Annotated in this window: 21 protein-coding genes and 2 pseudogenes; 7 read left to right on the top strand and 16 right to left on the bottom strand. The window is 69.5% G+C overall.

Annotated elements, in window-relative coordinates; genetic code table 11:
* Nucleotides 1-2: 2 nt before the first annotated feature.
* The 6 genes from OG266_RS34670 to OG266_RS34645 form a co-directional block, all read right to left on the bottom strand.
* Nucleotides 3-1,025: a maleylpyruvate isomerase family mycothiol-dependent enzyme gene (locus OG266_RS34670; RefSeq protein WP_371550551.1), complete on the bottom strand. Its 1,023-nt coding sequence runs from the start codon at nucleotides 1,023-1,025 to the stop codon at nucleotides 3-5.
* A gap of 103 nt (nucleotides 1,026-1,128) precedes the next feature.
* Nucleotides 1,129-1,725, bottom strand: a complete 597-nt coding sequence (locus OG266_RS34665) for an RNA polymerase sigma factor (RefSeq protein WP_266466118.1) — start codon at nucleotides 1,723-1,725, stop codon at nucleotides 1,129-1,131.
* Nucleotides 1,726-1,779: 54 nt separating this feature from the next.
* The gene (locus OG266_RS34660) at nucleotides 1,780-2,829 is read right to left on the bottom strand and encodes an aminotransferase class V-fold PLP-dependent enzyme (protein WP_371550549.1); all 1,050 of its coding nucleotides are present in this window, start codon (nucleotides 2,827-2,829) and stop codon (nucleotides 1,780-1,782) included.
* Between the two features lie 96 nt (nucleotides 2,830-2,925).
* Nucleotides 2,926-3,645, bottom strand: coding sequence for a DsbA family oxidoreductase (locus OG266_RS34655; protein WP_371550548.1), 720 nt, complete (start codon nucleotides 3,643-3,645; stop codon nucleotides 2,926-2,928).
* A gap of 75 nt (nucleotides 3,646-3,720) precedes the next feature.
* Entirely contained in the window at nucleotides 3,721-4,221 is a 501-nt protein-coding gene (locus OG266_RS34650) for an N-acetyltransferase family protein (RefSeq protein WP_371553064.1), read from the bottom strand.
* Nucleotides 4,221-5,246 (bottom strand): GlxA family transcriptional regulator, encoded by a 1,026-nt coding sequence (locus tag OG266_RS34645; RefSeq protein WP_371550547.1) that lies wholly within the window; start codon nucleotides 5,244-5,246, stop codon nucleotides 4,221-4,223. Before OG266_RS34645 ends, OG266_RS34650 begins: the two co-directional genes overlap by 1 nt.
* Before the next feature lie 70 nt (nucleotides 5,247-5,316).
* On the opposite strand from OG266_RS34645, the gene OG266_RS34640 reads away from it, so the two are divergent.
* A complete protein-coding gene (locus tag OG266_RS34640) occupies nucleotides 5,317-6,708 on the top strand; it encodes an MFS transporter (protein WP_371550545.1) in 1,392 nt (463 codons plus the stop codon).
* Nucleotides 6,709-6,952: 244 nt separating this feature from the next.
* Here OG266_RS34640 and OG266_RS34635 read toward each other — a convergent pair whose 3' ends face one another.
* Both OG266_RS34635 and OG266_RS34630 read right to left on the bottom strand, forming a co-directional pair.
* A complete protein-coding gene (locus OG266_RS34635; RefSeq protein ID WP_329548381.1) occupies nucleotides 6,953-7,561 on the bottom strand; it encodes a DUF1349 domain-containing protein in 609 nt (202 codons plus the stop codon).
* Between the two features lie 48 nt (nucleotides 7,562-7,609).
* A complete protein-coding gene (locus tag OG266_RS34630) occupies nucleotides 7,610-9,139 on the bottom strand; it encodes an aldehyde dehydrogenase (NADP(+)) (protein ID WP_371550543.1) in 1,530 nt (509 codons plus the stop codon).
* Between the two features lie 132 nt (nucleotides 9,140-9,271).
* On the opposite strand from OG266_RS34630, the gene OG266_RS34625 reads away from it, so the two are divergent.
* Together OG266_RS34625 and OG266_RS34620 are read left to right on the top strand one after the other, a co-directional pair.
* Nucleotides 9,272-10,045: an IclR family transcriptional regulator gene (locus tag OG266_RS34625; RefSeq protein WP_266466091.1), complete on the top strand. Its 774-nt coding sequence runs from the start codon at nucleotides 9,272-9,274 to the stop codon at nucleotides 10,043-10,045.
* A gap of 142 nt (nucleotides 10,046-10,187) precedes the next feature.
* A complete protein-coding gene (locus tag OG266_RS34620) occupies nucleotides 10,188-11,636 on the top strand; it encodes a peptidoglycan D,D-transpeptidase FtsI family protein (protein ID WP_371550541.1) in 1,449 nt (482 codons plus the stop codon).
* Between the two features lie 104 nt (nucleotides 11,637-11,740).
* Here OG266_RS34620 and OG266_RS34615 read toward each other — a convergent pair whose 3' ends face one another.
* Nucleotides 11,741-13,192 carry an NCS2 family permease gene (locus tag OG266_RS34615; RefSeq protein ID WP_266466086.1) on the bottom strand — a complete coding sequence of 484 codons (1,452 nt, stop codon included), beginning with the start codon at nucleotides 13,190-13,192 and terminating at the stop codon, nucleotides 11,741-11,743.
* Nucleotides 13,193-13,448: 256 nt separating this feature from the next.
* Here OG266_RS34615 and OG266_RS34610 point away from each other — a divergent pair, with 256 nt between their 5' ends.
* The 3 genes from OG266_RS34610 (at nucleotide 13,449) to OG266_RS34600 (ending at nucleotide 16,723) form a co-directional block, all read left to right on the top strand.
* Nucleotides 13,449-14,018 (top strand): SigE family RNA polymerase sigma factor, encoded by a 570-nt coding sequence (locus OG266_RS34610; protein ID WP_371550539.1) that lies wholly within the window; start codon nucleotides 13,449-13,451, stop codon nucleotides 14,016-14,018.
* The gene (locus tag OG266_RS34605; RefSeq protein ID WP_371550537.1) at nucleotides 14,015-14,884 is read left to right on the top strand and encodes a hypothetical protein; all 870 of its coding nucleotides are present in this window, start codon (nucleotides 14,015-14,017) and stop codon (nucleotides 14,882-14,884) included. Before OG266_RS34610 ends, OG266_RS34605 begins: the two co-directional genes overlap by 4 nt.
* 156 nt (nucleotides 14,885-15,040) lie before the next feature.
* On the top strand, nucleotides 15,041-16,723 hold the full coding sequence (locus OG266_RS34600) for a rhamnogalacturonan lyase B N-terminal domain-containing protein (protein WP_371550535.1): 1,683 nt from the start codon (nucleotides 15,041-15,043) through the stop codon (nucleotides 16,721-16,723).
* 134 nt (nucleotides 16,724-16,857) lie between these two features.
* Here the strand turns inward: OG266_RS34600 and OG266_RS34595 are convergent, their stop codons facing one another.
* Nucleotides 16,858-18,015: a right-handed parallel beta-helix repeat-containing protein gene (locus OG266_RS34595; protein WP_329548374.1), complete on the bottom strand. Its 1,158-nt coding sequence runs from the start codon at nucleotides 18,013-18,015 to the stop codon at nucleotides 16,858-16,860.
* 236 nt (nucleotides 18,016-18,251) lie between these two features.
* Here OG266_RS34595 and OG266_RS34590 point away from each other — a divergent pair, with 236 nt between their 5' ends.
* Nucleotides 18,252-20,468, top strand: a complete 2,217-nt coding sequence (locus OG266_RS34590) for a family 43 glycosylhydrolase (RefSeq protein ID WP_371550533.1) — start codon at nucleotides 18,252-18,254, stop codon at nucleotides 20,466-20,468.
* Here the strand turns inward: OG266_RS34590 and OG266_RS34585 are convergent.
* The 6 genes and pseudogenes from OG266_RS34585 to OG266_RS34560 all read right to left on the bottom strand — a co-directional run bounded on the left by OG266_RS34585 (nucleotide 20,465) and on the right by OG266_RS34560 (nucleotide 26,709).
* Nucleotides 20,465-21,259 (bottom strand): HAD family acid phosphatase, encoded by a 795-nt coding sequence (locus OG266_RS34585; RefSeq protein ID WP_371550532.1) that lies wholly within the window; start codon nucleotides 21,257-21,259, stop codon nucleotides 20,465-20,467. The two genes, OG266_RS34590 and OG266_RS34585, sit on opposite strands and share 4 nt — an antisense overlap.
* 101 nt (nucleotides 21,260-21,360) lie before the next feature.
* Nucleotides 21,361-22,473: a chondroitinase-B domain-containing protein gene (locus OG266_RS34580; RefSeq protein WP_371550530.1), complete on the bottom strand. Its 1,113-nt coding sequence runs from the start codon at nucleotides 22,471-22,473 to the stop codon at nucleotides 21,361-21,363.
* A 51-nt stretch (nucleotides 22,474-22,524) separates the two neighbouring features.
* A pseudogene (locus tag OG266_RS34575) lies at nucleotides 22,525-23,463 on the bottom strand (pectinesterase family protein); the annotation flags it as partial.
* A 3-nt stretch (nucleotides 23,464-23,466) separates the two neighbouring features.
* Nucleotides 23,467-24,579, bottom strand: a pseudogene (locus OG266_RS34570) (pectinesterase family protein); the annotation flags it as partial.
* A 2-nt stretch (nucleotides 24,580-24,581) separates the two neighbouring features.
* Nucleotides 24,582-25,892 carry a polysaccharide lyase family 1 protein gene (locus OG266_RS34565; RefSeq protein WP_371550527.1) on the bottom strand — a complete coding sequence of 437 codons (1,311 nt, stop codon included), beginning with the start codon at nucleotides 25,890-25,892 and terminating at the stop codon, nucleotides 24,582-24,584.
* 31 nt (nucleotides 25,893-25,923) lie between these two features.
* Nucleotides 25,924-26,709, bottom strand: coding sequence for a rhamnogalacturonan acetylesterase (locus OG266_RS34560; RefSeq protein ID WP_371550525.1), 786 nt, complete (start codon nucleotides 26,707-26,709; stop codon nucleotides 25,924-25,926).
* Nucleotides 26,710-26,774: the final 65 nt, after the last annotated feature.

Raw genomic sequence — 26,774 nt, 5'->3', positions numbered from 1 at the left:
AGCTACAGCCAGGCCAGTGACGCCGCCCTCGTCAGTACGTTGGCGACGGCGGCGTCGTCCCCCACCGCACCCCGCGGCACGTCCTCGGGTGTGTACCGGCCGCCCACCAGCAGGCAGAAGTCGACGGGGTCCAGGACGAGTTCGGCCCGCACGGGCTCGTCCTCGGAGCCCAGCACCCACTGGGCGTCGGTGCCTGCCCCGGTCACCGCGAACAGCACCGGGGGCGCCTCGGACCCCAGCGCCATGCCGAGGATGCGGACGGCCAGGCGGACGAGCTGCCACAGGTGCGGATCCGGCGGCGGGGGCACGGGGAACCCGAGGGCGCGCCCGATGTCGTCGGTGTGGATCCACGCCTCGAAGGCCCGCACGACGAAGTGGTCCGCGACGGGCAGCCGTACGCCCATCAACGTCGTGGCGAGGGAGGCAAGTTCGGAGTCGCGCGCCTCGGGTGTGGCGAGCAGCGCCCCGGCCCGGGCACTCCACGCGGCGACCGTCTCCTCGGGTGTGCGCCCCTGCTCGTACGCGATCACGTCGGCGGTCCGCGCGGCCCAGACGTCCTCCCACCGCGTCCCGTCCGGTGCGGGCCTCGATGGCGGCACATGTGCGTCGAGGCCGAGCCTGGTGGCCAACGGCTCGTCGGCGGCGATCAGATGGGCGACGGTGCTGTGCACGTCCCAGTCGTGCACGACCGGCGTACTCCACGCTCCGAGCCCGTCCAACTCCCTCAGCAGCGACTGCAGTCCGGCGACCGCGGCAGCGTAGGGGGCGGCATGCGGGGCCACCAGGGGCGCCGCGGGCCGGGTGCGCAGAGCGAGGGCGAGCGCGCCCCCCGACTCATGCGAGCCGTTGGCGGCTCCCGGAGGTCCGTCCAGTATCCGGACCGTCTCCCGCAGCCGTTCCGCCTCCGCCGCGCAGGACTCGCAGTCGGCGAGGTGCGCGGGGACCGTCTGCCGCTCCGCGGCCGGCAGCGCGCCGAAGGCCCAGGCCGCCAGCAGATCCCGTACGTCTTCGTGCTCGGTGCTCATCACATGCCGCCCTTCCGGGACATGGCCGGCATGGCGGCCGCACCTCGCCCCGCTGAGCCCACCATACGCACGCCCGGCCCGCCCGGAGCCACCCCCGCCGCCATCACGCACCCCTTTCCAGTGCCGGATCCGGTGGATCGGCAAGGGACTCCGCGAGCTTGCGCAGCGCCGAGCGCAGCCGGGTCTTGGCAGTGCCCTCCGGTATGCCGAGCTCCACCGCGGCCTGGCGGTAGGTGCGGCCCGCGAAATAGGCGAGGTGGACCACTTCGCGCTGGGGTCCCGGGAGTTCGGCGAGGGCCGTGTGCAGGAGCAGCGAGCGTTCCCGGTCGACGACCGTCTCATCGGGGCCGGGCGCGGCGTCGGGGATGGCGTGCAGCGCCGAGTCGTCCGCGCGGACGTCCTTGCGGTGCCTGGCCTCGCTGCGCACCCAGTCCACGGCCCGCCGGTGGGCGAGCATGGACAGCCAGGTGCGCAACGACCCGCGGCGCGCGTCGAAGGCGTACGGCCTGCTCCACAGCTGCGCGAAGACCTCCTGCGCGACATCGTCGGCGGCGGCCGGGCTGCGGGTGACCCGGACGGCCACCCCTCGCACGAGCGCGCCGTACGCGGCGTACACCTCGCCGAGCGCGGACTCGTCCCCGTACACCAGCCGCCGATGCAACTCGGCGTCCGCGAGCGTAGGTTCCACCGGCACCACCACCTCGTGGTGCCCTTCCTAGCGCCCCCGCGCACCCCGCGCCAGTGGGCAGGGCGCTCAGCCGGACAGGACGTCCAGCAGTCGGTCGACGTCGGCGGTGGTGTTGTACAGGTGGAAGGCGGCCCTCAAGTTGCCCGCCCGGTCCGAGACTTCGATTCCCGCGGCGCTCAACTCGGGCTGGAGGCGGCCGAGTCCGGGCACGGAGACGATGGCCGAGCCGGGGGCGGCGACGGGTTCGTGGCCCAGTCCGTGCAGGCCTGTGCGGAAGCGGTCGGCGAGGCCGAGGTCATGGGCGCGTACGGTGTCGACGCCCAGTTCCTCGATCAGTTCGAGGGAGTGCCGGGCGCCCGCGTACGAGAAGAGGCTGGGGCTCTCGTCGAACCGCCGTGCGGAGTGGGCGAGTTCCTCGACGGGGCCGTAGCAGCTGTCCCAGGGATGCTCGCCCGCGACCCAGCCGGCGAAGACCGGGATGAGCCCGCCGAGGTCCTCCGGAACGACCAGGAAGGCCACTCCACGCGGGCACACGAGCCACTTGAAGGCGACGGAGGAGACGTAGTCGTACGCGTCCGCCTCGATCGGCAGCCATCCGGCGGCCTGGGACACGTCGACGTAGGTACGGGCGCCGTGCTCGCGCGCGGACTCGCGGATCGCCGGCAGGTCGGCGATCCGTCCGTCGGCGGACTGTGCGGCGCTGACCGCGACGAGTGCCGTGTCCGGGCGCACCGACTCGGCCATCCGCTCCAGCGGCACCGTGCGTACCTTGAGGTCGCGGCGCATGTGGAACGGGTTCACGACGGACGTGAAGTCGGCCTCCGCGGTGAGGACTTCGGCGCCCTCGGGGAGCGAGGCGGCGATCAGGCCGGTGTAGACGGCGACCGAGGCCCCGGCCGCGACCCTGCGGTCCGGGACGCCGACCAGTCGCGCGAAGGCGGACCTGGCCGCCTCCACGTCCGCGAACATGTCCTGCGCCTGCCCTGCCGCCACGGACTCGACGCCGGCCCGCATGGCGTCGACCGCGCGGACCGGGAGCAGCCCGGTGCTCGCGGTGTTCAGGTAGGTGTTCTTCGGGGCGAACTCCGCACGTACGAGGGTCTCGAAGGTCTCCATGGGACCACTCTGCGGCCCCATGAAGACCACGTCCATTGCCGATTTCTACGTGGATCCGCCAAGGACCGCTTATAGATGCCCTCCGACCTGCGCTTTTCAACCCTGCGGTACGGCGCACCCGTCCGGTCCGCAGACCTCCGAGCCGTCGGAGGCCTCCTGGATCAGCTTCAGCGGCGGGCGCTCGCCCCACGCCTGCGTCAGCGCCTGGGCGAAGACCTCGGCGGGCTGGGCGCCGGACACGCCGTACTTGCGGTCGAGGACGAAGAAGGGCACCCCGTTCGCGCCCAGCTCGGCGGCCTCGCGCTCGTCGGCGCGCACGTCGTCGGCGTACGCGGTGGGGTCGGCGAGCACCTCGCGGGCCGCGTCCTTGTCGAGCCCGGCGGCGACGGCCAGCTCCACGAGCCGCTCGTCGTCACCGAAGACGGACCGCTCCTCGGCGAAGTTCGCCCGGTAGAGGGCGCCGATCAGCTCGTCCTGCCTGCCCTGCGCCTTGGCGAAGTGGAGCAGGCGGTGCATGTCGAAGGTGTTGCCGTGGTCGCGGTCCCGGGTGCGGTAATCGAGCCCCTCGGCGGCGGCCTGCGTGCCCAGGTTCTCCTCGCCGGCCTGCGCCTGCGCCTCGCTCATGCCGTACTTCTTGGTCAGCATCTTCAGGACGGGCTGGATGTCGCCCTTGGCCCGGTTCGGGTCGAGCTCGAAGGAACGGTGCACCACCTCGACCTCGTCGCGGTGCGGGAAGGCGTCGAGCGCCTTCTCGAAGCGGGCCTTGCCCACGTAGCACCAGGGGCAGGCGATGTCGCTCCAGATCTCGACGCGCATGTCTTCGGCTCTCTCCATGTCGTACGGGCACGGAGGCGCCCTCCGCTCACTGTGTGAACGTTCAAGCGGCGCGGCTCATTCCCCGGTGATCACCGTGAAACCGAGCGTCACATGGTGCTCGTCCGCCACGGGCTCCCGGTCACGGGTCCAGCCCTGGCGGGCGTAGAAGACCTGGGCGCGCTCATTGTCGACGTGCACGTCGAGGGTGGCGGTCCGCTTCCCGTCGGCCCGCCACTGTTCCACGCAGGCCGCGTGGAGGTCCGCGCCGATTCCGGCCCTCCAGTGGTCCGGGTCGACGTGGAACTGGAAGAGGGTCACGGTGTCGGCGGGGGCGTCCTCCTCGGTGCGGAAGGAGGCGATGCCCACGAGGCGTCCGTCGCGGATCGCGCACAGGACGTGGGCGTCCGGGCGCTCGATGGCGCTCCGCCAGCGCGCGGGCCAGTCGAGGCCGTCCTGCGGCAGGCCGTCCGGGTAGTAGGTGGCGCGGGCCCGCGTATGCAGCTCGGCGATGGCGGTGGCCTCGCTGGGCAGGGCGGTTCTGATCAGCGGGTGGCCGATGGTTCGGTGCGTTCTGATCACGCAGCGGAGGACGTGACGGGCTCCGGTGTGGTTCCGAGGCGGCTGAACTGGGTGCGGTACGCACTCGGTGTCAGACCGGCACGGCGGACCAGATGGGCGCGGAGCGAGTCGGCGGTGCCCAGGCCGCTGGCGTGGGCCACCTGGTCCATGGGGAGAGTGGTCGTTTCCAGGAGTTCCTTGGCGCGTTCGATGCGCTGGTGGAGGAGCCACTGGAGAGGGCTGACGCCACTCTCGGCGTGGAAGCGGCGGGTGAGGGTGCGCACGCTGACGCCGGCGTGGCGGGCCAGGTCGGTGAGGGTGAGCGGCTTGTCGAGGTTGCGCATCGCCCAGCCCCGGGTGTCGGCGCACGCGGTGCCGCGCTCGGGCGGCAGCGGGGTCTGGGTGAACTGGGTCTGGCCACCGGGCCGTACGGGGGCGACCAGCGCGGTGCGGGCCACCTCGTTGGCGACGGCGGCACCGTAGTCGGTGCGGACGATGTGGAGGCAGAGGTCGATTCCGGCGGCGTACCCGGACGACGTCATGATCTGGCCGTCCTGCACATAGAGGACGTCGTCCGTGAGGTCGATCCGCGGGTACCGCCTGCGCAGTTCCTCGGCCTGGTTCCAGTAGGTCGTGGCCCGGCGGCCGTCCAGCAGGCCCGCCTCGGCGAGCACGAACGCGCCGCTGCAGATGGACGCGATCCGCTTGCCCGCGGCGGCGGCATCCCTCACCGCCCCGACCGTGCGCGGGTCGGGCGTGAACCGCTGCCCGGTGCCCACGACGACGACCATGTCCGCGTCCCGCACGACGTCGAGACCGTGCCGGACATACAGGTCGAGGCCCCCGGTGGTGGGGACCGGACCCGGATCCGGGGCGCAGATGACCACTTCGTAGCCCGGACCGCCGTCGACCTCGACCTTGTCCAGCAGGAGTTCTGGGATGGCGAGGTTGAACATCGACACAGGGTTCGCCGCGATGACGGCGACGCGGCGGGGGCCGCTCGACAGGGTCGTCGAGGGGGTCGAGGTGGTCGATCGGGCCATGGCCAGAACCTCCGGACGTATGGCATTCGGGCCACTACTGTACCGCTCCGAAGATCCGCAGCATGGAGGCATGTCGACCAACCAGACCACCGAAACCGGGTCTCCCGCTCATCAAGTCCATGACACAAAGGCCGAGTTGGGGCGCTCACCCGCTCCCTCCCCCGCCCTCACGCTCACCGCCGCCCTCCTCGGCTTCGCGTTGATCACACTTGACGCCTCGGTCGTCAACGTGGCGCTGCCGTCGATCGGGTCGACGCTCGGGGCCGGGATGTCGGGCCTGCAGTGGGTCGTGGACGCGTACACGCTGTCCTTCGCGGCGCTGATGCTGTCCACCGGGGCGTTCTCGGACCGGGCCGGGGCGAGCCGCGCGTACGGGATCGGGATCGCGGTGTTCACTCTGGCGTCCGTGGCCTGCGGGCTCGCGCCGAGTCTGCCGGTGCTGGTCGGTGCGCGCGTCGTGCAGGGCGCCGCTGCGGCCGTGGTGCTGCCGGCCTCGCTCGCGCTGGTGCGGCAGGCGTACGCGGATGCCGCGAAGCGGGCGCGGGCCGTTGCCCTGTGGGCTGCGGGCGGGTCGGTCGCGGTGGCGCTCGGGCCGGTGGCGGGCGGTGCGCTGACCACGGTGTGGGACTGGCGGGGGATCTTCTTCATCAACGTGCCGTTGGGGGCGGTGGCGCTGACGCTCCTTGTCCGGGCGCCGCGTTCGGAGCGCCGGCCCGCGCCGCTGGACCTGCCCGGACAGCTGGCGGCCGTCGTGGCGCTCACGGCGGTGACCTTCGCGGTCATCGAGGGCGGTACGGCGGGGGTGGTCTCGCTGGTGGTCGCCGTGGTCGCGGGTCTGGTCTTCGTCCGGGTCGAGGCGCGGCAGGCGCATCCGGTCGTGCCGCTGGGGCTCTTCCGCAGCCGGAACGTGAGTGTGGCCGTCGCGGCGGGGGCGGCGTGCAGCGTGGCCTTCTACGGCGTGGTGTTTCTCTTCTCCCTCTTCTTCCAGCAGGTCCAAGGGCGTTCGGCGCTGTATGCGGGGCTGATGTTCCTCCCGATGACCGGGCTCATCGCCGTCACGAACATCGCGGCGGGCAAGCTTGCGGGGCGGTTCGGGCCGCGCCTGCCGATGCTGCTCGGTCAGTCGCTGGCGGTGGTGGGGGTGCTGGTCCTGCTGTGCGTCGACGCGTCCACCCCGCCTGTGGTGGTGGCTGTGCTTCTCGTGCCGATGGCACTGGGGTGCGCGTTGACGATTCCGCCGTTGACGGCCTTGATGATGGATGCGGTGCCCTCCGACCGGGCGGGGCTGGCGGCGGGGGTCCTCAACTCGGCCCGGCAGGTTTCCGGGGGGCTTGCCATCGCTGCGTTCGGGTCGCTTGTGTCGGGGGGATTCGAGGCGGGGTTGCGGGTGAGCCTCGCGTTGAGTGCGGGGGCGCTGGCCGCGACGGCGGTGGCTTCGGTGGGCTTGCGGGTGGCGCGCTAGAGAGTTGTTTCGCCCCCTCCGCCCCTACCCGTCCCTTGCTTCCTGGGGGCTGCGCCCCCAGACCCCCCTGTCGCGCTGCGCGCTCGTCCTCAAACGCCGGACGGGCTGAAAGATCTCCCCCGGCCGAGGCGGAAGATTTCAGCGCCGGCCGGGGAAATATTCAGCCCCTCCGGCGTTTGAGGAGCGGGGGTTTGGGGGCGGAGCCCCCAAGGGACGGGAATGGATAGGGGCGGAGGGGGCGAAATCAGCTTCCGTCTCTCAAGTCCCGCGGCCAGTTCTCCCGGAACTCGATCCCGTCGTACGTCACGACGCACCCCTCCCCCATGGGGGACTGAGTCATGAAGCCGACGAGAGCCGCCCCGGTCTCCTTCTCGTCGCCGAGGGTGAAGAGGCGGACGAAGGTCCAGTGGGCGCCGTCGCGGGAGGCGTGGAAGGCGAAGGCTCGGCCGGTGCGGCTGATGCGGAGCCAGACGGAACTGCCGTCGACGGTGAAGGAGTTGGCGTCGTCGGAGTGGCCCCGGGTGACCACCGTGCAGACGGTGGGGACATCCGGGGAGTACTCCAGGCAGAGCTTCGCCCAGGCCCGCTCCCCCACGTGGACGTAGAGCACACCCGCGTCGAAGGAGCCCGAGAACCCGACCGTGACCCGCGCGATCAGCTGGAAGTCGCCCTCCGGCGCACCGAGCAGGCGAGGCGCGTCGGAGGCGGCGTCCAGGGCCTCACCGGTGGGCGGCACGAAGCGGTCCTGCCGCGCGCCCGCCCAGCCGGTGAGCACCCCGTCCTCGTAGGACCAGTGACCGTCAGGCCCGTAGGTGCGAAGCCGGAACGGGAGTTCGGGAATTTCGACGTCCATCCGCCGAGTCTTCCAGGTCGTCCCTGCCATGTCCCGGGCGGCTCCCACTCAGCGTTCCAGCCGGCCGTCGTAACGGCGCGGCAGCCCCAGCGGGTTGTCGTCCCGCAGCTCCGGCGGCAGCAGCGCCTCGGGCGCGTTCTGGTACGCCACCGGACGCAGCCAGCGCTCAATGGCCGTACCGCCGACGGAGGTCGAGGTGGACGTCGTCGCCGGGTACGGGCCGCCGTGGTGCTGGGCGGGGGCGACCGCGACGCCGGTCGGCCAGCCGTTGACCAGGACGCGGCCGGCGAGCGGGGTCAGCTCGGCGAGGATCTCCGCGCCGCGCCCCTTGCCCGCCGCTTCCTCGGTGGAGAGCTGCACGGTCGCGGTGAGGTTGCCGGGGAGACGGGAGAGGACCGCGCTGGCCTCGGCCTCGTCCTCGTAGCGCGCGACCACGGTGAGCGGGCCGAAGCACTCCTCGAGCAGCAGGTCGTGCTCGCCCTCGGCGGTGAGCTTCTGCGCGGGCACGGTCAGGAAGCCGGGGCTCACCGTGTGCTCGCTGCCCGCGCCCGGGGTCACCGGGGCCTCCACGTCGGGGAGCTGGGCGCGCTCGGCGACACCGGCGATGAAGTTGTCGCGCATGCGGTGGTCGAGCAGGACGCCCGCGTCGGTGTCGCTGACCGCGTCCGTGAGGGACTTGACGAGACGGTCGCCCGCCGCGCCCGCGGGGGCGAGGACGAGCCCCGGCTTCACGCAGAACTGGCCGACGCCAAGGGTCATCGAGCCCGCGAGCCCGGTACCGATGGCTTCGGCGCGCTCGGTCGCCGCGGCCTCGGTGACCACGACGGGGTTCAGGGATCCCAGCTCGCCGTGGAAGGGGATCGGCACGGGGCGCGCGGCCGCCGCGTCGAAGAGGGCACGGCCACCGCGTACGGAACCGGTGAAGCCGGCCGCCGAGACCAGCGGGTGCCTGACCAGCTCGACGCCCGCTTCGAAGCCGTGGACCAGGCCCAGGACACCCGCGGGGATGTCGTGCTGGGCGGCGGCCCTGCGCAGTACGGCCGCGACCAGCTCGGAGAGCCCCGGGTGGTCCGGGTGGGCCTTGACGACGACCGGGCAGCCCGCCGCCAGCGCGCTCGCGGTGTCGCCGCCGGCGACCGAGAAGGCGAAGGGGAAGTTCGAGGCGGAGTAGACGGCGACGACGCCCAGCGGCACCTTGTAGCGGCGCAGGTCCGGGATCGGCGGGGTCGCGGTGTCGTCGGGGTGGTTGATCACGACGTCGAGGAAGGCGCCCTCGTCGACGATCGTGGCGAAGGCCCGCAACTGGTAGCAGGTGCGGGCGAGTTCGCCGGTGAGCCGGACCGGGCCGAGCGCGCTCTCCGCGTCCGCGGCCTCGACGAGGTGGCCCTTCGAGCCTTCGAGCAGGTCGGCGGCGGTGCGCAGGAAGGCGGCGCGTACCGTGCGGTCGGCGAGGGCCGGGCGCGCGGCGTGCGCGGCGCGGACGGCCTCGTCGACCTCCTGGGCTGTGGCCTCCACCGCAACCTGTTCCCGCTGCTTCCCGGTTCGGGGGTCGACACTCCAGACTGGTGCTGCTGCCACCGCGGGTCCCTCCAAGATGTGATGCCGCAGTTCTGTGTCACTCACCAGGGGCGTTCGATATGCTGAACGCTGTCTCTGATGGTGAATATGCTGTTGGAGACTATTTCCCGTCCAACGAAGGGGTCAAGGGCGATGTCGGCAGTCGAGACAGGCGGCGGGGCGCAGGTCAAGTCCGCGGTGCGGACCGTGGAATTGCTCGAGTACTTCGCCGGCCGGCCCGGTATGCACTCCCTCGCCTCCGTGCAGGAAGCCGTCGGCTATCCGAAGTCCAGCCTGTACATGCTGCTGCGCACGCTCGTGGAGCTCGGTTGGGTCGAGACGGACGCGACGGGCACGCGGTACGGCATCGGCGTACGGGCCCTCCTTGTCGGCACCTCGTACATCGACGGCGACGAGGTGGTCGCCGCGGCCCGCCCGACCCTCGACCGCCTCTCCGACGACACGACGGAGACCATCCACCTGGCCCGCCTGGACGGCACGAACGTCGTCTACCTGGCCACCCGGCAGTCGCAGCACTACCTGCGCCCCTTCACCCGGGTCGGCCGCCGCCTCCCCGCGCACTCGACCTCGCTCGGCAAGGCGCTGCTCGCCACCCACACCGACGAGCAGGTCCGCAAGCTGCTCCCCGAGACCCTGCCGGCGCTCACCGAGCACACGATCACCGACCGGGAGAAGCTCATCCAGGAGCTGCACCAGGTCCGGGAGCAGGGCTTCGCCGTGGACCGCGAGGAGAACACCCTTGGCCTGCGCTGCTTCGGCGTCGCCATCCCGTACCGGACGCCCGCCCGTGACGCGATCAGCTGCTCGGTGCCTGTTGCGCGCCTGACCCCCGCGCACGAGCAGATGGTCAAGGACGCACTGTTCGACGCCCGCGACCGCCTGACGCTGGCGACGCGGAGGCTGTGACCGAGGGAGCCCGCTCACGGACGGCGGGCTTCATGAAGGGCCTATGAGACTTCATGAAGGGCCAATGACTTCATGAACGGTCTATGAGAAATGCGGGCGGAAGGGAACGATTCCCTCCCGCCCGCTCGTCCTTCTGAGCGGGATGAACAAGACGATCAGGCGGTCCGCCGTCTTCACTCTGCTGCTCGTGCTCGCCCTGCTGGTCAGGGCGACATGGGTGCAGTTCTACGAAGGCCAGGCGCTCGCGGACGACAAGGACAACCGGCGGAACGCGATCGAGCAGTACGCGAACCCGCTCGGGAACATCATCGTGGCCGGAGATGCCATCACCGGTTCCGCCGAGACGACGGGAGACCTCAAGTACAAGCGCACGTACACGGACGGCAGTCTGTACGCGGCGGTCACCGGCTACAGCTCGCAGGTGTACGGCGCGACGCAGCTGGAGGGCATCTACCAGGACCTGCTCGACGGCACGGACCTCCAGCTGAAGACCCCGCTGGACACGATCACGAACAAGCGCGCCGACCCGGGTGACGTGGTCACGACGATCGACCCGGATGTGCAGAAGGCGGCGTACGAGGCCCTCGGCGACAAGAAGGGCGCGGCCGTCGCGATCGACCCGACGACCGGCAAGATCCTCGCGGTGGTCTCCACCCCGTCGTACGACCCCTCCCAGCTCAGCGCGGGCGATTCGGACGCCTGGACGAAGCTGACCAAGGACGCCGACAAGCCGATGACGAACCGGGCGCTGCGCCAGCCGCTGCCGCCGGGCTCGACGTTCAAGCTGGTCGTCGCGGCGGCCGCGCTGGAGGACGGGCTGTACTCGGACGTGGACGCCAAGACGGACAGCCCGAACCCTTACACGCTGCCGGACACGACCACGGACCTGGCGAACGAGAACGCGTCGGCGCCCTGCGAGAACGCCTCGATCCGGGTGGCGCTGCAGTACTCGTGCAACAACGTCTTCGCGAAGATGGCCGTCGATCTGGGCCAGGACAAGCTGAAGGCGCAGGCCGAGAAGTTCGGCTTCAACGACGAGTCGCAGGACGTGCCGGTGCGGGCCTACACCAGCGTGTATCCCTCCGACATGGACAAGTCGTCCACCGCGCTCACGGGCATCGGCCAGTTCGATGTGACCGCGACCCCGCTCCAGATGGCCATGGTGTCGGCCGCCATAGCGAACGACGGCAAGCTGGTCACGCCGCACATGGTGTCGCAGACCAGTGACTCCGACGGCAATGTGCTGACGAACTACGACGACAGCACGGAGAGCAAGGAGATCGTCAGCTCCTCCACGGCCGAGCAGCTCCAGTCCGCGATGCAGACGGTCGTCGAGGACGGCACGGGTACGAACGCGCAGATCTCCGGCGCGACCGTGGGCGGCAAGACCGGCACGGCCCAGCACGGCGAGAACAACAGCCAGACGCCGTACGCCTGGTTCACCTCGTACGCGAAGTCCGACTCCAGTGACAAGGAGGTCGCCGTGGCGGTCCTGGTCGAGCAGTCGGACGCGGCCCGCTCGGAGGTCAGCGGCAACGGCCTCGCGGCGCCGGTGGCCAAGGCGATGATGCAGGCGGCGCTCAAGGACTGAGCAGCCACCACGTGTACGGAAGGGCCGCCCTCGCACCCCTGGAGGGCGGCCCTTCGCGTTACTTCACGCCGAACTTGCGCGTGACATCACGCCGAACATGCGCGTCACTTCACGCCGAACAGCTGCTCGAGCGGGTCGATCGCGAAGTACACCAGGAACAGCGCCGAGGCTCCCCACAGCAGCCAGTGCACCTCCTTGGCCTTGCCGAGGACGGTCTTGATCAGGACGTACGCCAGGAACCCGGCGCCGATGCCGTTGGTGATCGAGTACGTGAACGGCATCACCGCGATGGTCAGGAACGCGGGGATGGCGACCTCGTACTTGTCCCAGTCGATGTGCTTGACCTGGGTCATCATCAGGAAGCCGACCGCTACGAGCGCGGGCGCGGCGGCCTGTAGCGGCACGATCGTGAGCAGCGGGGTCAGGAAGAGCGCGAAAGCGAAGAGCCCGCCGGTGACCAGGTTCGAGAAGCCGGTGCGGGAGCCCTCGCCGACACCCGCCGCCGACTCGATGTACGAGGTCGAGGAGGACGCCGAAGCGGCGCCGCCGGCGACAGCGGCCGCGCCGTCGATGAGCAGTACGCGGCCGAGGTTGGGCACCTTGCCCTCCTCGTCGAGCAGGCCCGCCTCGGCGCTGATGCCGACGACCGTGCCCATGGTGTCGAAGAAGTCGGACAGGACCAGGGTGAAGACCAGCAGTACGACGGTGATCGCACTGGTCTCGCCGAAGGCGCCGAACAGGCTGAAGTGACCGAGCAGGCCGAAGTCCGGTGAGGCCACGATGTCGTCGGGGACCTTCGGTGTGGTCAGGCCCCAACTCTTGATGTCGGCGATGGAGTCGATGATGATCGCCAGGATCGTCATGCTCACGATGCTGATCAGGATCGCGCCCTTGACCTTGCGCGCGAGCAGCCCGATGGTCAGCAGCACGCCGAGACAGAAGACGAGGACCGGCCACCCGGAGAGCAGGCCCGTGCCGCCCAGTTGCACCGGCACGGTGGTTTGGGCGATGTCCGGGATACGGGTGACGAACCCGGCGTCGACGAAGCCGATGAAGGCGATGAAGAGGCCGATGCCGACGCTGATCGCCTGCTTCATCGGCTGGGGTATCGCGTGCATGACGGCTTCGCGCAGCCCCGTCACCACCAGCACGCAGATCAGCAGGCCTTCGAGGACGATCAGGCCCATCGCGTCGTCCCAGCTCATCAGCGGGGCGATCTGGAAGGCGACGACCGCATTGAGGCCGAGGCCCGCGGCGAGCGCGAGCGGGAGGTTGCCGCCGACGCCCATGATGATCGTCATGACCGCGGCCACCAGGGCGGTGGCGGTGGTCAGTTGGACGGTGTCGAGCTGGTGGCCGAACTTGTCCTTGGCGCTGCCCAGGATGATGGGATTCAGGACAAGGATGTAGGCCATCGTGAAGAACGTGGCGAAGCCGCCGCGTATCTCACGGCCGAAGGTGGAGCCCCTGGCGGAGATCTTGAAGAACTGGTCGATGCTGTTCGCCGGGGGTGGCGCGGCACTTGGCCGGTCGGCCACCTTCTGGGAATCGGACATGGCGATACTCCTCGTTGCCTGCGTGCTGGGTGTGCGGATGCTGGCTGGATTGTTCCCGTGTTGAACCTCTTTCAGGTTTTCTCCGTGTTACGGAATCGGGTTCGGCCCGCCATACGTTGTTCGAAGTCCTGTACGAGTGGCTGGTACGCTCTCGCATCTCGCCCCACGGGCACACCACTTCTTCACGGGTGACACAGGGGAGCCGTATACGTACGCGCCTTCACCGGCGCCGGGAGTCGCAGCGAGGAGAGGTCCCGTGGGCACTGTCGTCGACGACGCCGCCTCCGTGGAGTTCCACGCCTTCTTCGAGCGGCACTACGCCGAACTGGCCCGCCTGGCTTACCTGTTGACGGGCGAGCCGGACGCCGCCGACGATCTGGCGGCCGATGCGCTGCTCGCGCTGTGGCACCGCTGGGACCGGGTGCGCGCGGCGGACCATCCGGCGGCGTACGCGCGCGGCGTCGTCGCCAACCTGGCCCGCACCCGGATCCGCAGCGCGGTGCGCGAGCGCCGGCGGATCACCCTGTTCTGGTCGCAGCGCGACGACAAGACCGAGAACCCCGACATACCCGGCGTGGTGGATGTCCAGGACGCCCTGCGCAGACTGCCGTTCCGCAAGCGCGCATGTGTCGTCCTGAGGCATGCTTTCGACCTCTCGGAGAAGGACACCGCGCTGGCCCTCGGCATCTCGGTCGGTACGGTGAAGAGCCAGACGTCGAAGGGCATGGCCGAACTGAAGCGGCTCCTCGGCACCGACGAGGCGCCGATGCGGGTGCACGTGGGAGTGCTGCCCACGACGGGTGGAGCCGGAGGAAGGGACCGATGAGGAAGGCGCAGGACGTGCACGACGAGCTGCGCGCCGGGCTGCGTGAGGCGGCCGAGGCGCACGAGCCCGACCGCGCGCGCATCCTGGCCCGGGTCGAGCGCGGGATGGCGGGCGAGGACGCCCGGCCCGTGCGGCGCGCGACGCGTCCGCCGGTGTTCGGCTGGGCCCGGGTCGTGAGCGCCACGGCCGCGGTCGCCGGCGTCCTCGCGGTGGGCGGCTACGCGGTCGCCTCGGCCGTGAAGGACGAGCCCCCGCAGCAGACCGTCGCGGTCTCACCGACGCCCGAGGTGTCGCCGGACGCGACGAGCCGGGCGCCGGTCCCGCCCGCTCCCACGACCGGTTCCGGTGCGTCGAAGCCGCCTCGGACGCCGAGTTCGTCCCCGTCGGCCACCCCGTCGCCGAAGACCTCCGCGCCCGCCGCGGACCTTTCGCACGACGCGGGCGGCGAGGACGGGCCACTGTGGTCCGACGGCTCGGTCGACCCGCACAGCAACGATTTCTGGGCGCAGAGCAATGTGACCCTCAAGACCTCGAAGCAACTCACCGCTCTCACCATCGAGTTGAAGGTCGCGCAGACCGGCGGGGTCACCAACGCGGGCGCCTGGCGTTCGGCGCCCGAGGACGACTTCACCACGACGGTCGTGGAGAAGGACGGCTTCCTCGTCTACACCTGGGTGCTCAAGCCGGGCCACAAGGTCTGGCCGGGCGAGTGGGTGTTCGCGGGCCAGTACGACCACGACCGCGGCGGCCGCGACGCCAAGGACGACAGCTACGCGGCGACCGCCGGGACCGCGGGCCAACAGCTGGACGTGGCGGGCGACTTCGCTGCACAGGCCGAGGACTCCGCGGCGGAGGGCGACTCGTAGGGAACTTCTGTAAAGAAGTCCGGAAGACTCGGCAACCCATTCCTCGGCAGTGGCGACCAGGAGACGCAAGGCCCTCCTCCCACTCAAGGAACACTGGTTCATGACTGCACGAGTTGAACCGCGCGTACCCCGCCACCGCACGGCGGAGCACCGCCCATGAGCGCGCACAAGAGACATCTCACCCGGCGCCGCCTGCTCGCCGCGTCAGCCGTGGGCGTGGCCGGAACGGGCGCCGCGGTCGCGGCGGGCACCGGCCTCCTCTCCTCCGCGTCCGCCGCGACCTTCGGCTACACGGACGACGGCTCCAACTACGTGATCACCACGGGAGCCTCGCTGGTCCTCAAGGTCTCCAAGTCCACCGGCGACATCACGTCGCTGGCCTACAAGGGCAAGGAGTACGAGGGCTACGGCGGCAGGCACTCGCATGTGGAGTCCGGGCTCGGCGCCTCCACCGTGACCATCAAGCTGTCCGGGTCGACGATCCTGGTGAAGGTGGCGCACGGCTCGATCACCCAGTGGATCGCGGCCCGCAGCGGCCAGAACAGCGTCTACCTGTGGACGGACAAGGCCGACGCGTCCTTCACGGCGACCCGCTTCATCGTCCGCCTCAAGGCCGGGGTCTTCCCCAACGAGGGCCCCGACTCCTGGATCGAGGCCTCGGACTCGGTCATCGAGGCCGGTGACGTCTTCAAGCGCGCGGACGGCACGACGCACTCCAAGCACTACTCGGGCAAGCGCGTCATCGACTACGACCACATCGGTTTCACCACCGGTTCGGCCGCCCTGTGGCTGGTCCGCTCCAATCACGAGAAGGCCTCCGGCGGCCCCTTCTACCGCTCGCTGCTGCGCCACTCGAACGACGGCGGAGCGGCGCTGTACGAGATCCTGCACTACAACCAGGCCCAGACGGAGCCCGAGCGCTACGGGCTGCAGGGCCCGTACGTCCTCAACTTCACGGACGGCGGCGCGCCCTCCTCCTCGCTGTTCCACGCGAACCTCGACACCTCGTGGGTGGACGGCCTCGGCATCACCGGCTGGGTGGGCAGGGCGGGCCGCGGCAAGGTGGCGGGCGTCGGCCTGAAGGGCATGGACGCGAAGTACGCGTACACGGTGGGCTTCGCCAACTCCGACGCGCAGTACTGGGCGAAGGCCGCGGCCGGCACGGGGGCGTTCTCCTGCAAGGGGATGCTGCCGGGGACGTACACCCTCACGGTCTTCAAGGGTGAACTCGCCGTCCACACCCGCCAGGTGACGGTGACGGCGGGCGGCTCGACCGCTCTGAACAGCCTCACCATCGGCAGCGATCCGAGCAGCGCGGGCACCATCTGGCGGCTCGGCGACTGGGACGGCACGCCCGGCGAGTTCAAGAACGCCGAGCTGATGACGTACGCGCATCCCTCCGACGTCCGCGCCGCCAAGTGGACGGGCAACGTCACCATCGGCGGCGGCGACGAGGCCGCGTCCTTCCCGGCGTACATCTGGAAGGACGTCAACGACGGCATCCTTCTCTACTTCAAGCTGACCGCGGCGCAGGCCGCCGCCGCGCACACCCTGCGCGTCGGGGTGACGGACGCGTACATCAACGGCCGTCCGCGCGTGAGCGTCAACGACTGGGTGTCGGCCATCCCTTCGGCCCCCACACAGCCTTCGACACGCTCGCTCACCACCGGTTCCTACCGGGGAAACAACCAGACGTTCGTTTTCAACGTCCCTACCAGTGCGTGGAAAACAGATGTCAGCCAGTACAACGTGCTGAAACTGAACGTGGTCAGCGGCTCGACGGGCTCGGCGTTCCTGAGCCCCGGCACGTCGTTCGACTGCATTGATCTGCTGGCCTGAGCCCCCCTCGGCCAAGCAGAGGAACGCCCCGCCGGTGACGACCGGCGGGGCGTTCGCCCTTTAGGGGCGCGGCCCCTCAGGGGCGCGGGGAACTGCGCGACCAGCCACATGCAGCCCGCAGCCTCAGAACCGGCCTAGTTCATGGTCGAGCCAATAGTGGTCGAGCCAGTAGTGAGAAACGTGGTCGAGGGGAGAGAACCGCTCGACTGCCGGGAGGCATAAGCGGTCGCGGCGTCCGTCGACTTGAACACAGGCGTCGAGACACCGCTGTCCCAGTTGTTGGCCGCGGACACGGTCGACGAACCGAGCTTGTCCAGGCCCCCCTTGTTGCTCACCGCAAGGTTCCGCGCGAGCCGCGCCTTACCGGTGGCGAAGTAGAACCCCGCCTCCGTGTTGGCGTACGCGGTGTTGCGGTTCAACACGATCGCCCCGGTGTTGGAGTTCTCCGTGAAGCCGTTCAGCGTGTTGTCCCAGGCCGCGTTGTTGTTCACGACGTGCGCGACCGTGACGCCCCCGCCGCCCAGCTTGAAGCCGTTGCCGTTGCCCTCGAAGGCCGCGTCGCTCCAGCGGTTCTTGCCGTTGCCGAAGGCCCAGGAGTGGTCGATGGTGACCGGCGAGGAGAACTGCCACAGGTCGAGGCCGTCGTCCGAGTTGTTGTAGAGCCGGGCGCCAGTGATCTTGTTGCCGGTGCCGGACCCGAACTTGACGGCGATTCCGTCGGCGTTCTGCCCGTGCCCCGCGGCGTCGTAGTTGCCGTAACTGTCCAGGTTCTGCACGAGGTTGTTCGTCGTGCCGTCGCCGCGCAGGGTGAACCCGGAGTCGCCGTTGTTCGCGGTGACGAGGTTCTTGAAGATGCCTCCGACGGACGAGGTGACGACGAAGCCCTGGGCGGGCGAGTTCTGCCAGGTGATGTTCTGGACGGTCCAGTAGTCGCCGTAGATGCCGGCGAGCCAGGAGCCGGCGGCCAGCTTGGAGCCGTCGATCTTCACCTTCTCGCTGCCGTACGCGGTGAGCGTGATCCGCGCCGAACTGGTGCCGTTCGCCGTGGACTTGAGGGTGTTCGCCGGGGTGTACGTACCGGCGCGCACCTGGATGGTTGTACCGGCGGCGGCGTTCGCGACGGCCGACTCAAGCTGGGCGGTGCTGGAGACGGTGACCGTGGTGCCCGCGGCCTGCGCCTCGCCGCTGTCCGAGAGGCCGAGGTAGACGCCACCCGCCCCCGCGGCGACGGCCACCGCGGCGGCGATCGAGAGCGTGCGGGTCTTGCGATGGCGTCCGATGCTCTGACGCACGGGGCGGTTCCTTTCCTGGGGAATGGGGGTGCGAAGCGGGCCGGAGGGGCCGCCCCGGCCCGCTTCTGTTCTCTGGTCGCCGCCGCGCCGGAAAGGGTTGCCGAGCCCCCGCGAAAACGATCGAAATTTTCGCTCGCTCCCGTCTCGCCCGCATCGATTGACGCACCGTCCCCAACTGTTGACACTCCGAAGACGGTTCATCCAACAGAATCCATCAGACCCCCACAGGATGTGTCATGCGAAGCCGCACTGCCCGCACGCTCCTGGTCCCCCTGTTCGCCCTCCTGCTGAGCCTGCTCGCCGCCCCGCCAAGCCCCGCCGCTCAACCCGGAGCCCCCCACGTGACCAAGCAGAAGTACGCCGGCTACCTCTTCGCCTACTTCACCGGTGAGGGCACCGCCGACGGCGAGCAGATCCGCTACGCCCTCAGCCGCGGCAACGACCCGCTGCACTGGCGCGAGTTGAACGCAGGCAAGCCCGTCCTCACCTCCGAGCTCGGCGAGAAGGGGCTGCGCGATCCGTTCGTGATCCGCTCCCCCGAGGGCGACAAGTTCTATCTGATCGCCACCGACCTGAAGATGTACCGCAACTCCAGCGGCAGTTGGGACTACGTCCAGCGCCACGGCAGCAAGTCCATCATGATCTGGGAGTCCACCGACCTGGTCCACTGGACCGACCAGCGCCTGGTGAAGGTCTCCCCTGACACCGCGGGCAACACCTGGGCACCAGAGGCCTATTGGGACGAGTCGCTCGGCGAGTACGTCGTCTTCTGGGCCTCGAAGCTCTACGCCGAGGACGACCCGGACCACACCGGATCGACGTACAACAAGATGCTGTACGCCACCACGAAGGACTTCCGCACCTTCAGCGAACCGAAGGTCTGGGACGACCCCGGCTACTCGGTGATCGACTCAACGGTCATCAAGAACAAGGGCAGTTACTACCGCTACACCAAGGACGAGCGCGACCCCACCTCCTCCAGCCCCTGCTCGAAGTTCATCACCGGCGAGAAGTCGACCAGCCTCACCGACACCTCGTACGACTTCGTCGCCGACTGCATAGGCAGCGGCTCGATCGACCGCGGCGAGGGCCCGACGGTCTTCAAGTCCAACACCGAGGACAAGTGGTACCTGTTCATCGACGAGTACGGCGGCCGGGGCTACGTCCCCTTCGAGACGACCGACCTCGACTCCGGTGACTGGACGATGTCGACGGACTACCAGCTGCCGGCCAGCCCCCGGCACGGCACGGTGATGTCGGTGACGCAGGCGGAGTACGACCGGTTGATGGCCGCGTATCCGGTGAGCCCGACGTCGGTCGTGGACGCGACGGCACGCGGGCAGAAGGGGTACGCGATCGTCACCGAAGCCTCCTCGAAGGTGGTGCTGCCGATGAAGCCGGACGCCGATCCGTCGGGGCTCGCCCCGCGTCTGTGGGTCGGTGCGGGTGCGACGGTCACGCCCGCCTCCGGTACCCGCCGGGACTTCCGCAAGCCCCAGAAGTACACCGTGACGGCGGCGGACGGAACGAGCCGGACGTGGACGGTGGAGGCGGTGGCCACGCGAAGTCCCGTGCTTCCCGGGCTGAACGCCGACCCGGACGTCCAGTACCTGGACGGCCGTTACTGGATCTATCCGACGACGGACGGCTACGCGGGCTGGAGCGGGACGAGCTTCAAGGCGTACTCGTCGAAGGACCTGGTCCACTGGAAGGACCACGGTGTGATCCTCGACCTGGGTCCCGACGTGTCGTGGGCCGACAAGAACGCCTGGGCCCCGGCGATCGCCGAGCGCGACGGCAAGTACTACTTCTACTTCTGCGCGGAGCAGCAGATCGGCGTCGCGGTGGCCGACTCCCCGGCGGGCCCCTTCAAGGACGCGCTCGGCAAACCCCTGGTCGCCAAAGGCCAGTTGACGGGCCAGATGATCGACCCGGCGGTGTTCACGGACGACGACGGTCAGTCGTATCTCTACTGGGGCAACGGGCGCGGATATGTCGTGCCGCTCAACGACGACATGGTGTCGTTCGACGCCGCGAAGGTGCAGGACATCACCCAGGCGGACTTCCGCGAGGGGTCCTTCGTCGTGAAGCGCCAGGGCACGTACTACTTCATGTGGTCCGAGGACGACACCCGCAGCGAGAACTACCACGTCGCCTACGCGACGGGACCGTCCCCGCTCGGCCCGTGGACCAAGCGGGGAACGATCCTGTCCAAGCGCCCCGAGTACGGCATCAAGGGGACCGGCCACCACTCCGTGGTGAACACCCCCGGCACGGACGACTGGTACATCGTCTACCACCGGTTCGCCCTGAACGGTCCCGGGAAGCCGGGCGGGGACGGCACACACCGGGAGACGACCATCGACCGCATGACGTTCGCGGCCGACGGAACGATTGAGCCGGTGGTGCCGACCCTGGAGTCGATCAAGCCCGTATCTACATCTACGAATTAGCTGACGTAGTACGTCGGGTTCGGGAGCTTGTACGTCTTGTCGGCGTAGCCGCCCTCGAGGTCGGAGTACTGGTCGCCGAAGTTGGCGACGACGTCGTACCCGAGGGACTCGATGTGCTTGCGGGTGCCGGACTTGTACTGCACGGTGGTGCAGTTCCAGGCGGCGGCGGTGGCGCAGGCGCTCAGGTACGCGGGCGGGTTGGCCGCGTCCTTGAGGAACATGTGGTCGGCGTCGAGATTGATGTCGGCGCCGACCTTCTTCAGGTTCGCGACCGCGGAGGCGCGCTGCGACTCCTTCAGGCCCGAGTTGTAGAAGACCTCGACACCCTTGGACTCGGCGTAGGCGACGAGTTCGGGGGTGCCGAAGACGGCCGGACGGTCGGCCTTGGCCACGTACTCGGCCCAAGTGGCGGAGCTGTACGTGTAGTTGGACTTCTTCTCGTAGTCGAGAGAGAGCAGCAGCGTGTCGTCGATGTCGAAGACGACAGCGGGCTTCTCGCCCTTGTGCTTCGCCTTGTCAGCGACCTTCTTGATGTACTTCTTCGCGTCGGCCTCGATGCGCGCGAGGTCCTGGGCGTACGGGCTGTCCTTGGACGCCTGGTACACGCCGTTGCTGTCGAGCGTGGTGCCGTAGTAGGTGTCGATCTCCTGGACCAGGAGCCCGATGTTGTGGGGCTCGGTGGTGCTGTTCGCCGTCGACTGGTCGGCGGTGGCGACACCGGTGCCGTACAGGGCGGCACCGGCGACGGCACAGGTGGCGGCGATGGCCGCTATACGCAGTGGCTTATGCATGACAGGTTTCTACGCGCGTAACCCGCCCGAGCGCGAGACTCGTTGCCTGATGGTTACCGAGTTCATAGACAACCTTTAGGCCTCGCGCTCTCTGGCCGGTTTCAGTTCATCGTGGCGCCGATCGTCGTGGACCCCGTCGTCAGGAACGTCGTCGCGGGCAGCGCGCCGTTGGACTGGCGGGAGTTGTACGTGGTGGACGCGTCCGTGGAGATGAAGGACGGGGTGGAGATGCCGGAGTCCCAGTTGTTGCCGGCGGAGGTCACCGAGGAGCCCTTGGAAACGGCCGCCGAGCCGTTGCTCACGGCCAGGTTCTTGCCGAGCTTCGCGGAGCTGGTGGCGAAGTAGTAGCCGTACTTGCCGTTGGCGTACGCGGTGGTGCGGTTGATGACGATCGCGCCGGTGTTGGAGTTCTCGGTGAAGCCGCTGCCCGCGTTGTCCCAGGCGGCGGAGTTGTTGACGACGTGCGCGACGACCTCGCCGTCGCCGCCCAGCTTGTAGCCGTTGCCGTCGCCCGCGAAGGCCGAGTCGGACCAGCGGTTCCTGCCGTTGCCGAAGGCCCAGGTGTGCTCGACGGTGACGGGCGAGGAGAAGGACCAGAAGTCGAGGCCGTCGTCCGAGTTGTTGTAGAGACGGGCGCCGGTGATCAGGTTCCCGGTGCCGGAGCCGAACTTCACGGCCACGCCGTCCGCGTTCTCGCCGTGGGTGGCGGCGTCGTAGTGGCCGTAGGAGTCGATGTTCCTGACCGTGTTGTTGACGGTGCCGTCGCCGGTGAGCGTGAAGCCGGAGTCGCCGCCGTTGATGGTCTTGATGTTGCTCCACACCGTGCCGGTGCAGGACTGGCAGACGACGGCGCTGTCCGGCGAGTTCTGGAAGGTGATGCCCGAGACGTTCCAGTAGTCGGCGGTCAGCTTGAAGATCCAGGCACCGGCCGGCAGCGAGGAGCCGTCGATCTTCACCGTCTCCGAGCCGTACGCCTGGAGGGTGACCGGGCTCGACGAGGTGCCGTTGGCCGTCGACTGGAGCGTGGCCGTCGGGTAGTACGTGCCGGCGCGCACCTGGATGACCGTGCCGACGCTCGCGCCGGAGATCGCGCTGGTCAGCTCGGCGGTGGTGTCCACGACGACGGTCGCGGCCTGGGCCTGGGTGGGGAGTGCGGCGAGGCCTGCGCCCAGCGCCAGGGCGGCGCCGAGGGAGAGAGCGGTACGACGAGACATGGAGTGCGGTCCTTTCGTCGATTCAGCGATTCAGCGATCTGTACGGGGAGTTCACGGGCGCCAGTCGCCGAGATACGCCGCACGGGTGTGCGCCTCGGCCTCCGCGTCCGTGAGTTGGGGGCGGTTCTCCGGCACAGTGATCTCCGCGCCGGGGCCTGTGTTGCGGTACTCGCGAAAGCGCATGGACTGCCACGGGTAGGCCTCGCGCATGTTGATGTAGGGCGTGGTCGCGTCGATGCCGGCGCCGAGCCGTGTCTCCCGTACGACGAGCGAGGGCCAGGCCGTCGTCTCGTAGGAGGGCACCCAGGGCCGGGCGATCTTGTACGCCCCGTCCTCGGCGCCGGAGGTGATCCGGCCGCCCACGGCCAGGAAGCCGTACGGGTTCGCGCGGGCCGTGGACGGCGCGAAGACCATCCCCTCGGGTCTGAAGGTGACGTCCCGGTCGAGGGTGTGGAAGTGACAGCGCTCGAAGACGGCGGTGGCACGCCCGAAGACGAAGTCGACGTCGCCCTCGATGTAGCAGTCGCGGTAGTACTGCCGGTCGAAGGAGGTGAGCGCCGCGGTGTCCGCGAACAGGGTGTCCTGGTGGGCCAGCAGGCGTACCTGTGAGAAGGACGAGCGGTCGCCGGTGACGTATGCGGCGACGGCCTGCGTTCCGGTGATCTCCGGGTGGTCCGCGCGCAGCCAGTCGTTGGCGATCGTCAGCCCTCGTACGGTCAGCCCGGGCGCCGCCGAGGTGAAGGTGGCGGAGCCCGCGGTGCCGTACGTCCCTGAACCGTCCGGCTTCTGCGTCCCGTTGGCGTTGCCGTACACGATGACGGCCGCGCGCGGGTCACGGCTGGCGCCTCGGATCGTCAAGTCCCCTTTGCTCGCAGGAATGTTGACGACTTCTCGATAAATACCCGGGTGCACGACGATCGTCCAGCCGGGGCCGGTCACGGCGTCCACGGCGGCCTGGACGGAGCCACCGGGACGGACCTGGAGAGTGCGCCCGCGCCAGGGTGCCCAGTCGCCGAGATACTCCTCGCGCGTCGCGAAATCGGCCTGCTCGTCTGTGAGTTGGGGCCGGTTGACCGGGACGCTGATCTCGGCCCCTGGACCCGTGTTGCGGTACTCGGCGAACCGCTGGCTCTGCCACGGATAGGTGTCCGACATGTTGGTGTAGGGCGCCACCGCGTCGATGCCGGCGTCGAGACGGGTGTCGCGGACGGTCAGCATGGGCCGGGCCGTGGTGTCCGAGCCGGGCACCCAGGGGCGGGCCAACTTGTAGTAGCTGTCGGGGGCTTCGCTGGTGACACGGCTCCGGGTGACCAGGTAGCCGCGCGGGTTGGCGACGGCGGTGGACGGCGCGAAGACGAAGCCGTACGGGGCGGTGGCCAGGTCGGTGCGGTTCAGGGTGTGGAAGTGGCAGTGCTCGTACACGGCCGTCGCCCGCCCGAAGACGAAGTCCACGTCGCCCTCGATGTAGCAGTGCGCGAAGTACTGGCGGGCGACGGTGCCGAGCGCCATCGAGTCGGCGTACAGCGTGTCCTGGTGCCCGAGGAACCGGCAGTGCTCGAAGGCCGAGCGGTCGCCCTGCACCTTGATGGCGACGGCCTGGGTGCCGGTGATCTCGGGGTGTTCGGCGCGCAGCCAGTCGTTGGCGAAGGTGATCCAGCGGGCGGTGAACCCGTCGGCCTGCACGGTCGTGGTCGCGGACCCGGTCGTGCCGTAGGTGCCGCCGCCGGGCTTGGGCGTGCCGTTGGCGTTGTCGTACACGATCACGACGTCACGGGGGTTCTCGGAGGCGCCGATCCAGGTCATCTCCGTGCGGTCGATGCCGACGGCGACGGTCTCGCGGTAGGTGCCGGGCGCGATGACGAGCGTACGGCCGCTCCCGGTCGCGGCGTTGACGGCGGCCTGGACGGTGGTGTGGTCGCCGAGGCCACCCGGGTGGACGTACAGGGTCTGCCCGGTGAGGCGTGCGGACGGCGAACCGTAACGCCCGAAGGGGGCGCGTTCCTTGGCGCGAGCGGCGCGGGCGGCGGGGGCCGCGAGCCCGAGAGCCAGTGCGGCTCCGGTGCTCGCGACGACGAACGCCCTTCTGCTGAGCGGGAGTTCGGCCATGGTCAGCAGATCTCTCCGGCGCCCGCGCGGTGGTCGACGATGCCGGGAACGGCCCTCGGCGAATCCACCTTCGTGCGCAGCGTCGGCGTCCACCCGGCGCCGGACTGGAGCGTCTCGGCCGGGATCTCCGCGTTGTGCACGGCGATCAGGTCGACGAGCACGCCGTTGACGTAGTTGTTCTCGGCGGTGAGCGGCGCCTCGCTCCACTTCTTCAGGGTCTTGGCGGCGCTGACGTCGGCCGGCAGCGAGAAGGCGTTCTTCTCGGCGTACAGCTGCGAGGCGATACCGACGCCGAAGGAGTACGAGTACGACTGGCCCTCGGCGACCACGAAGTGGTTGTTGTACGCGTCGACCTGCCCGAAGCGGACGCGCGGCGCGCGCTCCACGATGCCCTCGAAGAGGTTGTGGTGCAGCGTGACCTTGAGCTTGCCGGTGTCGGTCGAGGCGGCGCTGTCGCTGTTGCCGATCATCAGGGTCTTGTCGTGGTCCTGGAAGGAATTCCAGGACGCCGTCACGTAGTTGGCGCCGCGCACGATGTCGAGGAGGCCGTCGTGCTGCTGGTAGACCTCACCGAAGTAGGTCGGCAGTGTGCTGTCGGGATAGCGGCCGTCGCTCAGGGTGTTGTGGTCGATCCACACATGGGTGGAGCCGTAGACGACGACCGCGTCGTACTCGGAGTTCCACGCGCCGGTCGCGCCGTCGGTCGGGTCCCACTGCGGGAAGCAGTCGAGCGGGGCCTCGAAGGTGAGGTTGCGGAGGATGACGTTGTCCACGCCCTTGATCTGGAGGCTGCCGCCCCTGATCCCGGCGTTCTTGCCGACGCCGAGGATGGTGGTGTTGGCGGGGACGTTCGCCTTGATGACCTTGTCCTGGTTGGCGGCGGAGACCGCGCGCAGTCCTTCGGGGCTGTCGGCGGGCTCCCCGGTGAGGTCGGTGTCCAGACCCCAGTTCTCCGGTGAGTATTTCTCCAGGTAGGCGGCGAAGTCGTAGCCCGTCGCTTCGAAGGCAGCGCAGCCCTCGGCGACCGGGTCGATCGTGCCCTTGACCTTGATGATCTTCGGCGCCGTTCCGCCCGCGGCGAGCGCGGCCTTGAACTCGGCCCAGGTGGTGACCGTGTAGACGTGGTCGGCGTCGGCGGCCGAACCGCCGGTGGTGCCGGTGCCCTCGGAGCCCCAGCCGTCGCCGGCGGCGAGGGTCTGGCGACCGGGATCGCCGGCCTGCGCTTGTGCCGTGGTGCCCGTGAGGGCGAGGACCAGGGCGGTGCACCCGACCAGCGAAGCTATGACGCGTGCATGACACATCTGTGTGCTCATTGTGCGGCTCTCTTTCCGTCGGATCAGGGGGTCAGGCGGTGGGCCAGGTGATCCACGACTCGGGGATCTCTTCGCCGAGACGGCGTACGTCCCTGGGCGCGAGCACCCTCCGGTGCAGCAGCCCGGCCGCGACCATTCGGGCCACCGCGATCGCCCCGGGCGGGTTGAAGTGCGTGTTGTCCTGCTCGGTCGCGGTCCAGTTGAAGTACTTCTTCGTCTCCTCCACACCGAGCCGCTGCCACAGGGCCAGCGACAGGGCCTGGATGTCGAGCAGCGCGACCCCCTCGTCCGCCGCGAGGGCACGCACCGACGCCGGGTAGTCGCCGTGGGTCGGCACGGCGTTGCCGTCCGCGTCGAACTTCCTGCGCTCCACGGAGGTGGCGAGAACGGGACGGGCACCACGGGCCCGAGCTCCGTCGACGTACAGCCGGAGGTAGTCCTGATACGTCGTCCAGGGCTCGGTGTACCGGACAGGATCGGCACTCTTCTCGTCGTTGTGCCCGAACTGGACGAGGAGGAGGTCGCCGGGCCTGATCGCTTCGAGGACGGTGTCGAGACGCCCCTCGTCGACGAAGCTCTTCGAACTCCGCCCGTTCACCGCATGGTTGGCGACCGCCAAGTCCTCACGGAGGAAGAACGGGAGAGCCATCCCCCAGCCGGTCTCGGGAGCGGCATCGGCGTACTTCTGGGCGGCGGTGGAGTCACCGGCGATGTAGAGGGTGCGTCCGGTGCGGGCCGACGCGGGGGATGCAGAGGCGGCGGCAAGGGGAACGGCGGCAAGGGCCGCGGTGGTGATCTGTCTACGGCTAAGGGACACGACGCTGTGCCTTTCAACAGGGGTGCAGGTTCAGGGGCGCGGGGAACTGCGCGACCAGCCACAGC

The organism is Streptomyces sp. NBC_00554, from assembly GCF_041431135.1.
Taxonomy (GTDB): Bacteria; Actinomycetota; Actinomycetes; order Streptomycetales; family Streptomycetaceae; genus Streptomyces.
The sequence above is the reverse complement of the archived record's forward strand: the minus strand, read 5'-3'. Positions and strand labels throughout refer to the sequence as shown.

Excerpts from the sequence above, each read along its gene's own strand:
- OG266_RS34580 (WP_371550530.1), bottom strand. The coding sequence starts at position 22,473 with ATGTCTCGTCGTACCGCTCTCTCCCTCGGCGCCGCCCTGGCGCTGGGC.
- OG266_RS34565 (WP_371550527.1), bottom strand. The coding sequence starts at position 25,892 with ATGAGCACACAGATGTGTCATGCACGCGTCATAGCTTCGCTGGTCGGG.
- OG266_RS34635 (WP_329548381.1), bottom strand. The coding sequence starts at position 7,561 with ATGGACGTCGAAATTCCCGAACTCCCGTTCCGGCTTCGCACCTACGGG.
- OG266_RS34615 (WP_266466086.1), bottom strand. The coding sequence starts at position 13,192 with ATGTCCGATTCCCAGAAGGTGGCCGACCGGCCAAGTGCCGCGCCACCC.
- OG266_RS34620 (WP_371550541.1), top strand. The coding sequence starts at position 10,188 with ATGAACAAGACGATCAGGCGGTCCGCCGTCTTCACTCTGCTGCTCGTG.
- OG266_RS34585 (WP_371550532.1), bottom strand. The coding sequence starts at position 21,259 with ATGCATAAGCCACTGCGTATAGCGGCCATCGCCGCCACCTGTGCCGTC.
- OG266_RS34625 (WP_266466091.1), top strand. The coding sequence starts at position 9,272 with ATGTCGGCAGTCGAGACAGGCGGCGGGGCGCAGGTCAAGTCCGCGGTG.
- OG266_RS34600 (WP_371550535.1), top strand. The coding sequence starts at position 15,041 with ATGAGCGCGCACAAGAGACATCTCACCCGGCGCCGCCTGCTCGCCGCG.
- OG266_RS34590 (WP_371550533.1), top strand. The coding sequence starts at position 18,252 with ATGCGAAGCCGCACTGCCCGCACGCTCCTGGTCCCCCTGTTCGCCCTC.
- OG266_RS34670 (WP_371550551.1), bottom strand. The coding sequence starts at position 1,025 with ATGAGCACCGAGCACGAAGACGTACGGGATCTGCTGGCGGCCTGGGCC.
- OG266_RS34655 (WP_371550548.1), bottom strand. The coding sequence starts at position 3,645 with ATGCGCGTCGAGATCTGGAGCGACATCGCCTGCCCCTGGTGCTACGTG.
- OG266_RS34640 (WP_371550545.1), top strand. The coding sequence starts at position 5,317 with ATGTCGACCAACCAGACCACCGAAACCGGGTCTCCCGCTCATCAAGTC.
- OG266_RS34605 (WP_371550537.1), top strand. The coding sequence starts at position 14,015 with ATGAGGAAGGCGCAGGACGTGCACGACGAGCTGCGCGCCGGGCTGCGT.
- OG266_RS34660 (WP_371550549.1), bottom strand. The coding sequence starts at position 2,829 with ATGGAGACCTTCGAGACCCTCGTACGTGCGGAGTTCGCCCCGAAGAAC.
- OG266_RS34645 (WP_371550547.1), bottom strand. The coding sequence starts at position 5,246 with ATGGCCCGATCGACCACCTCGACCCCCTCGACGACCCTGTCGAGCGGC.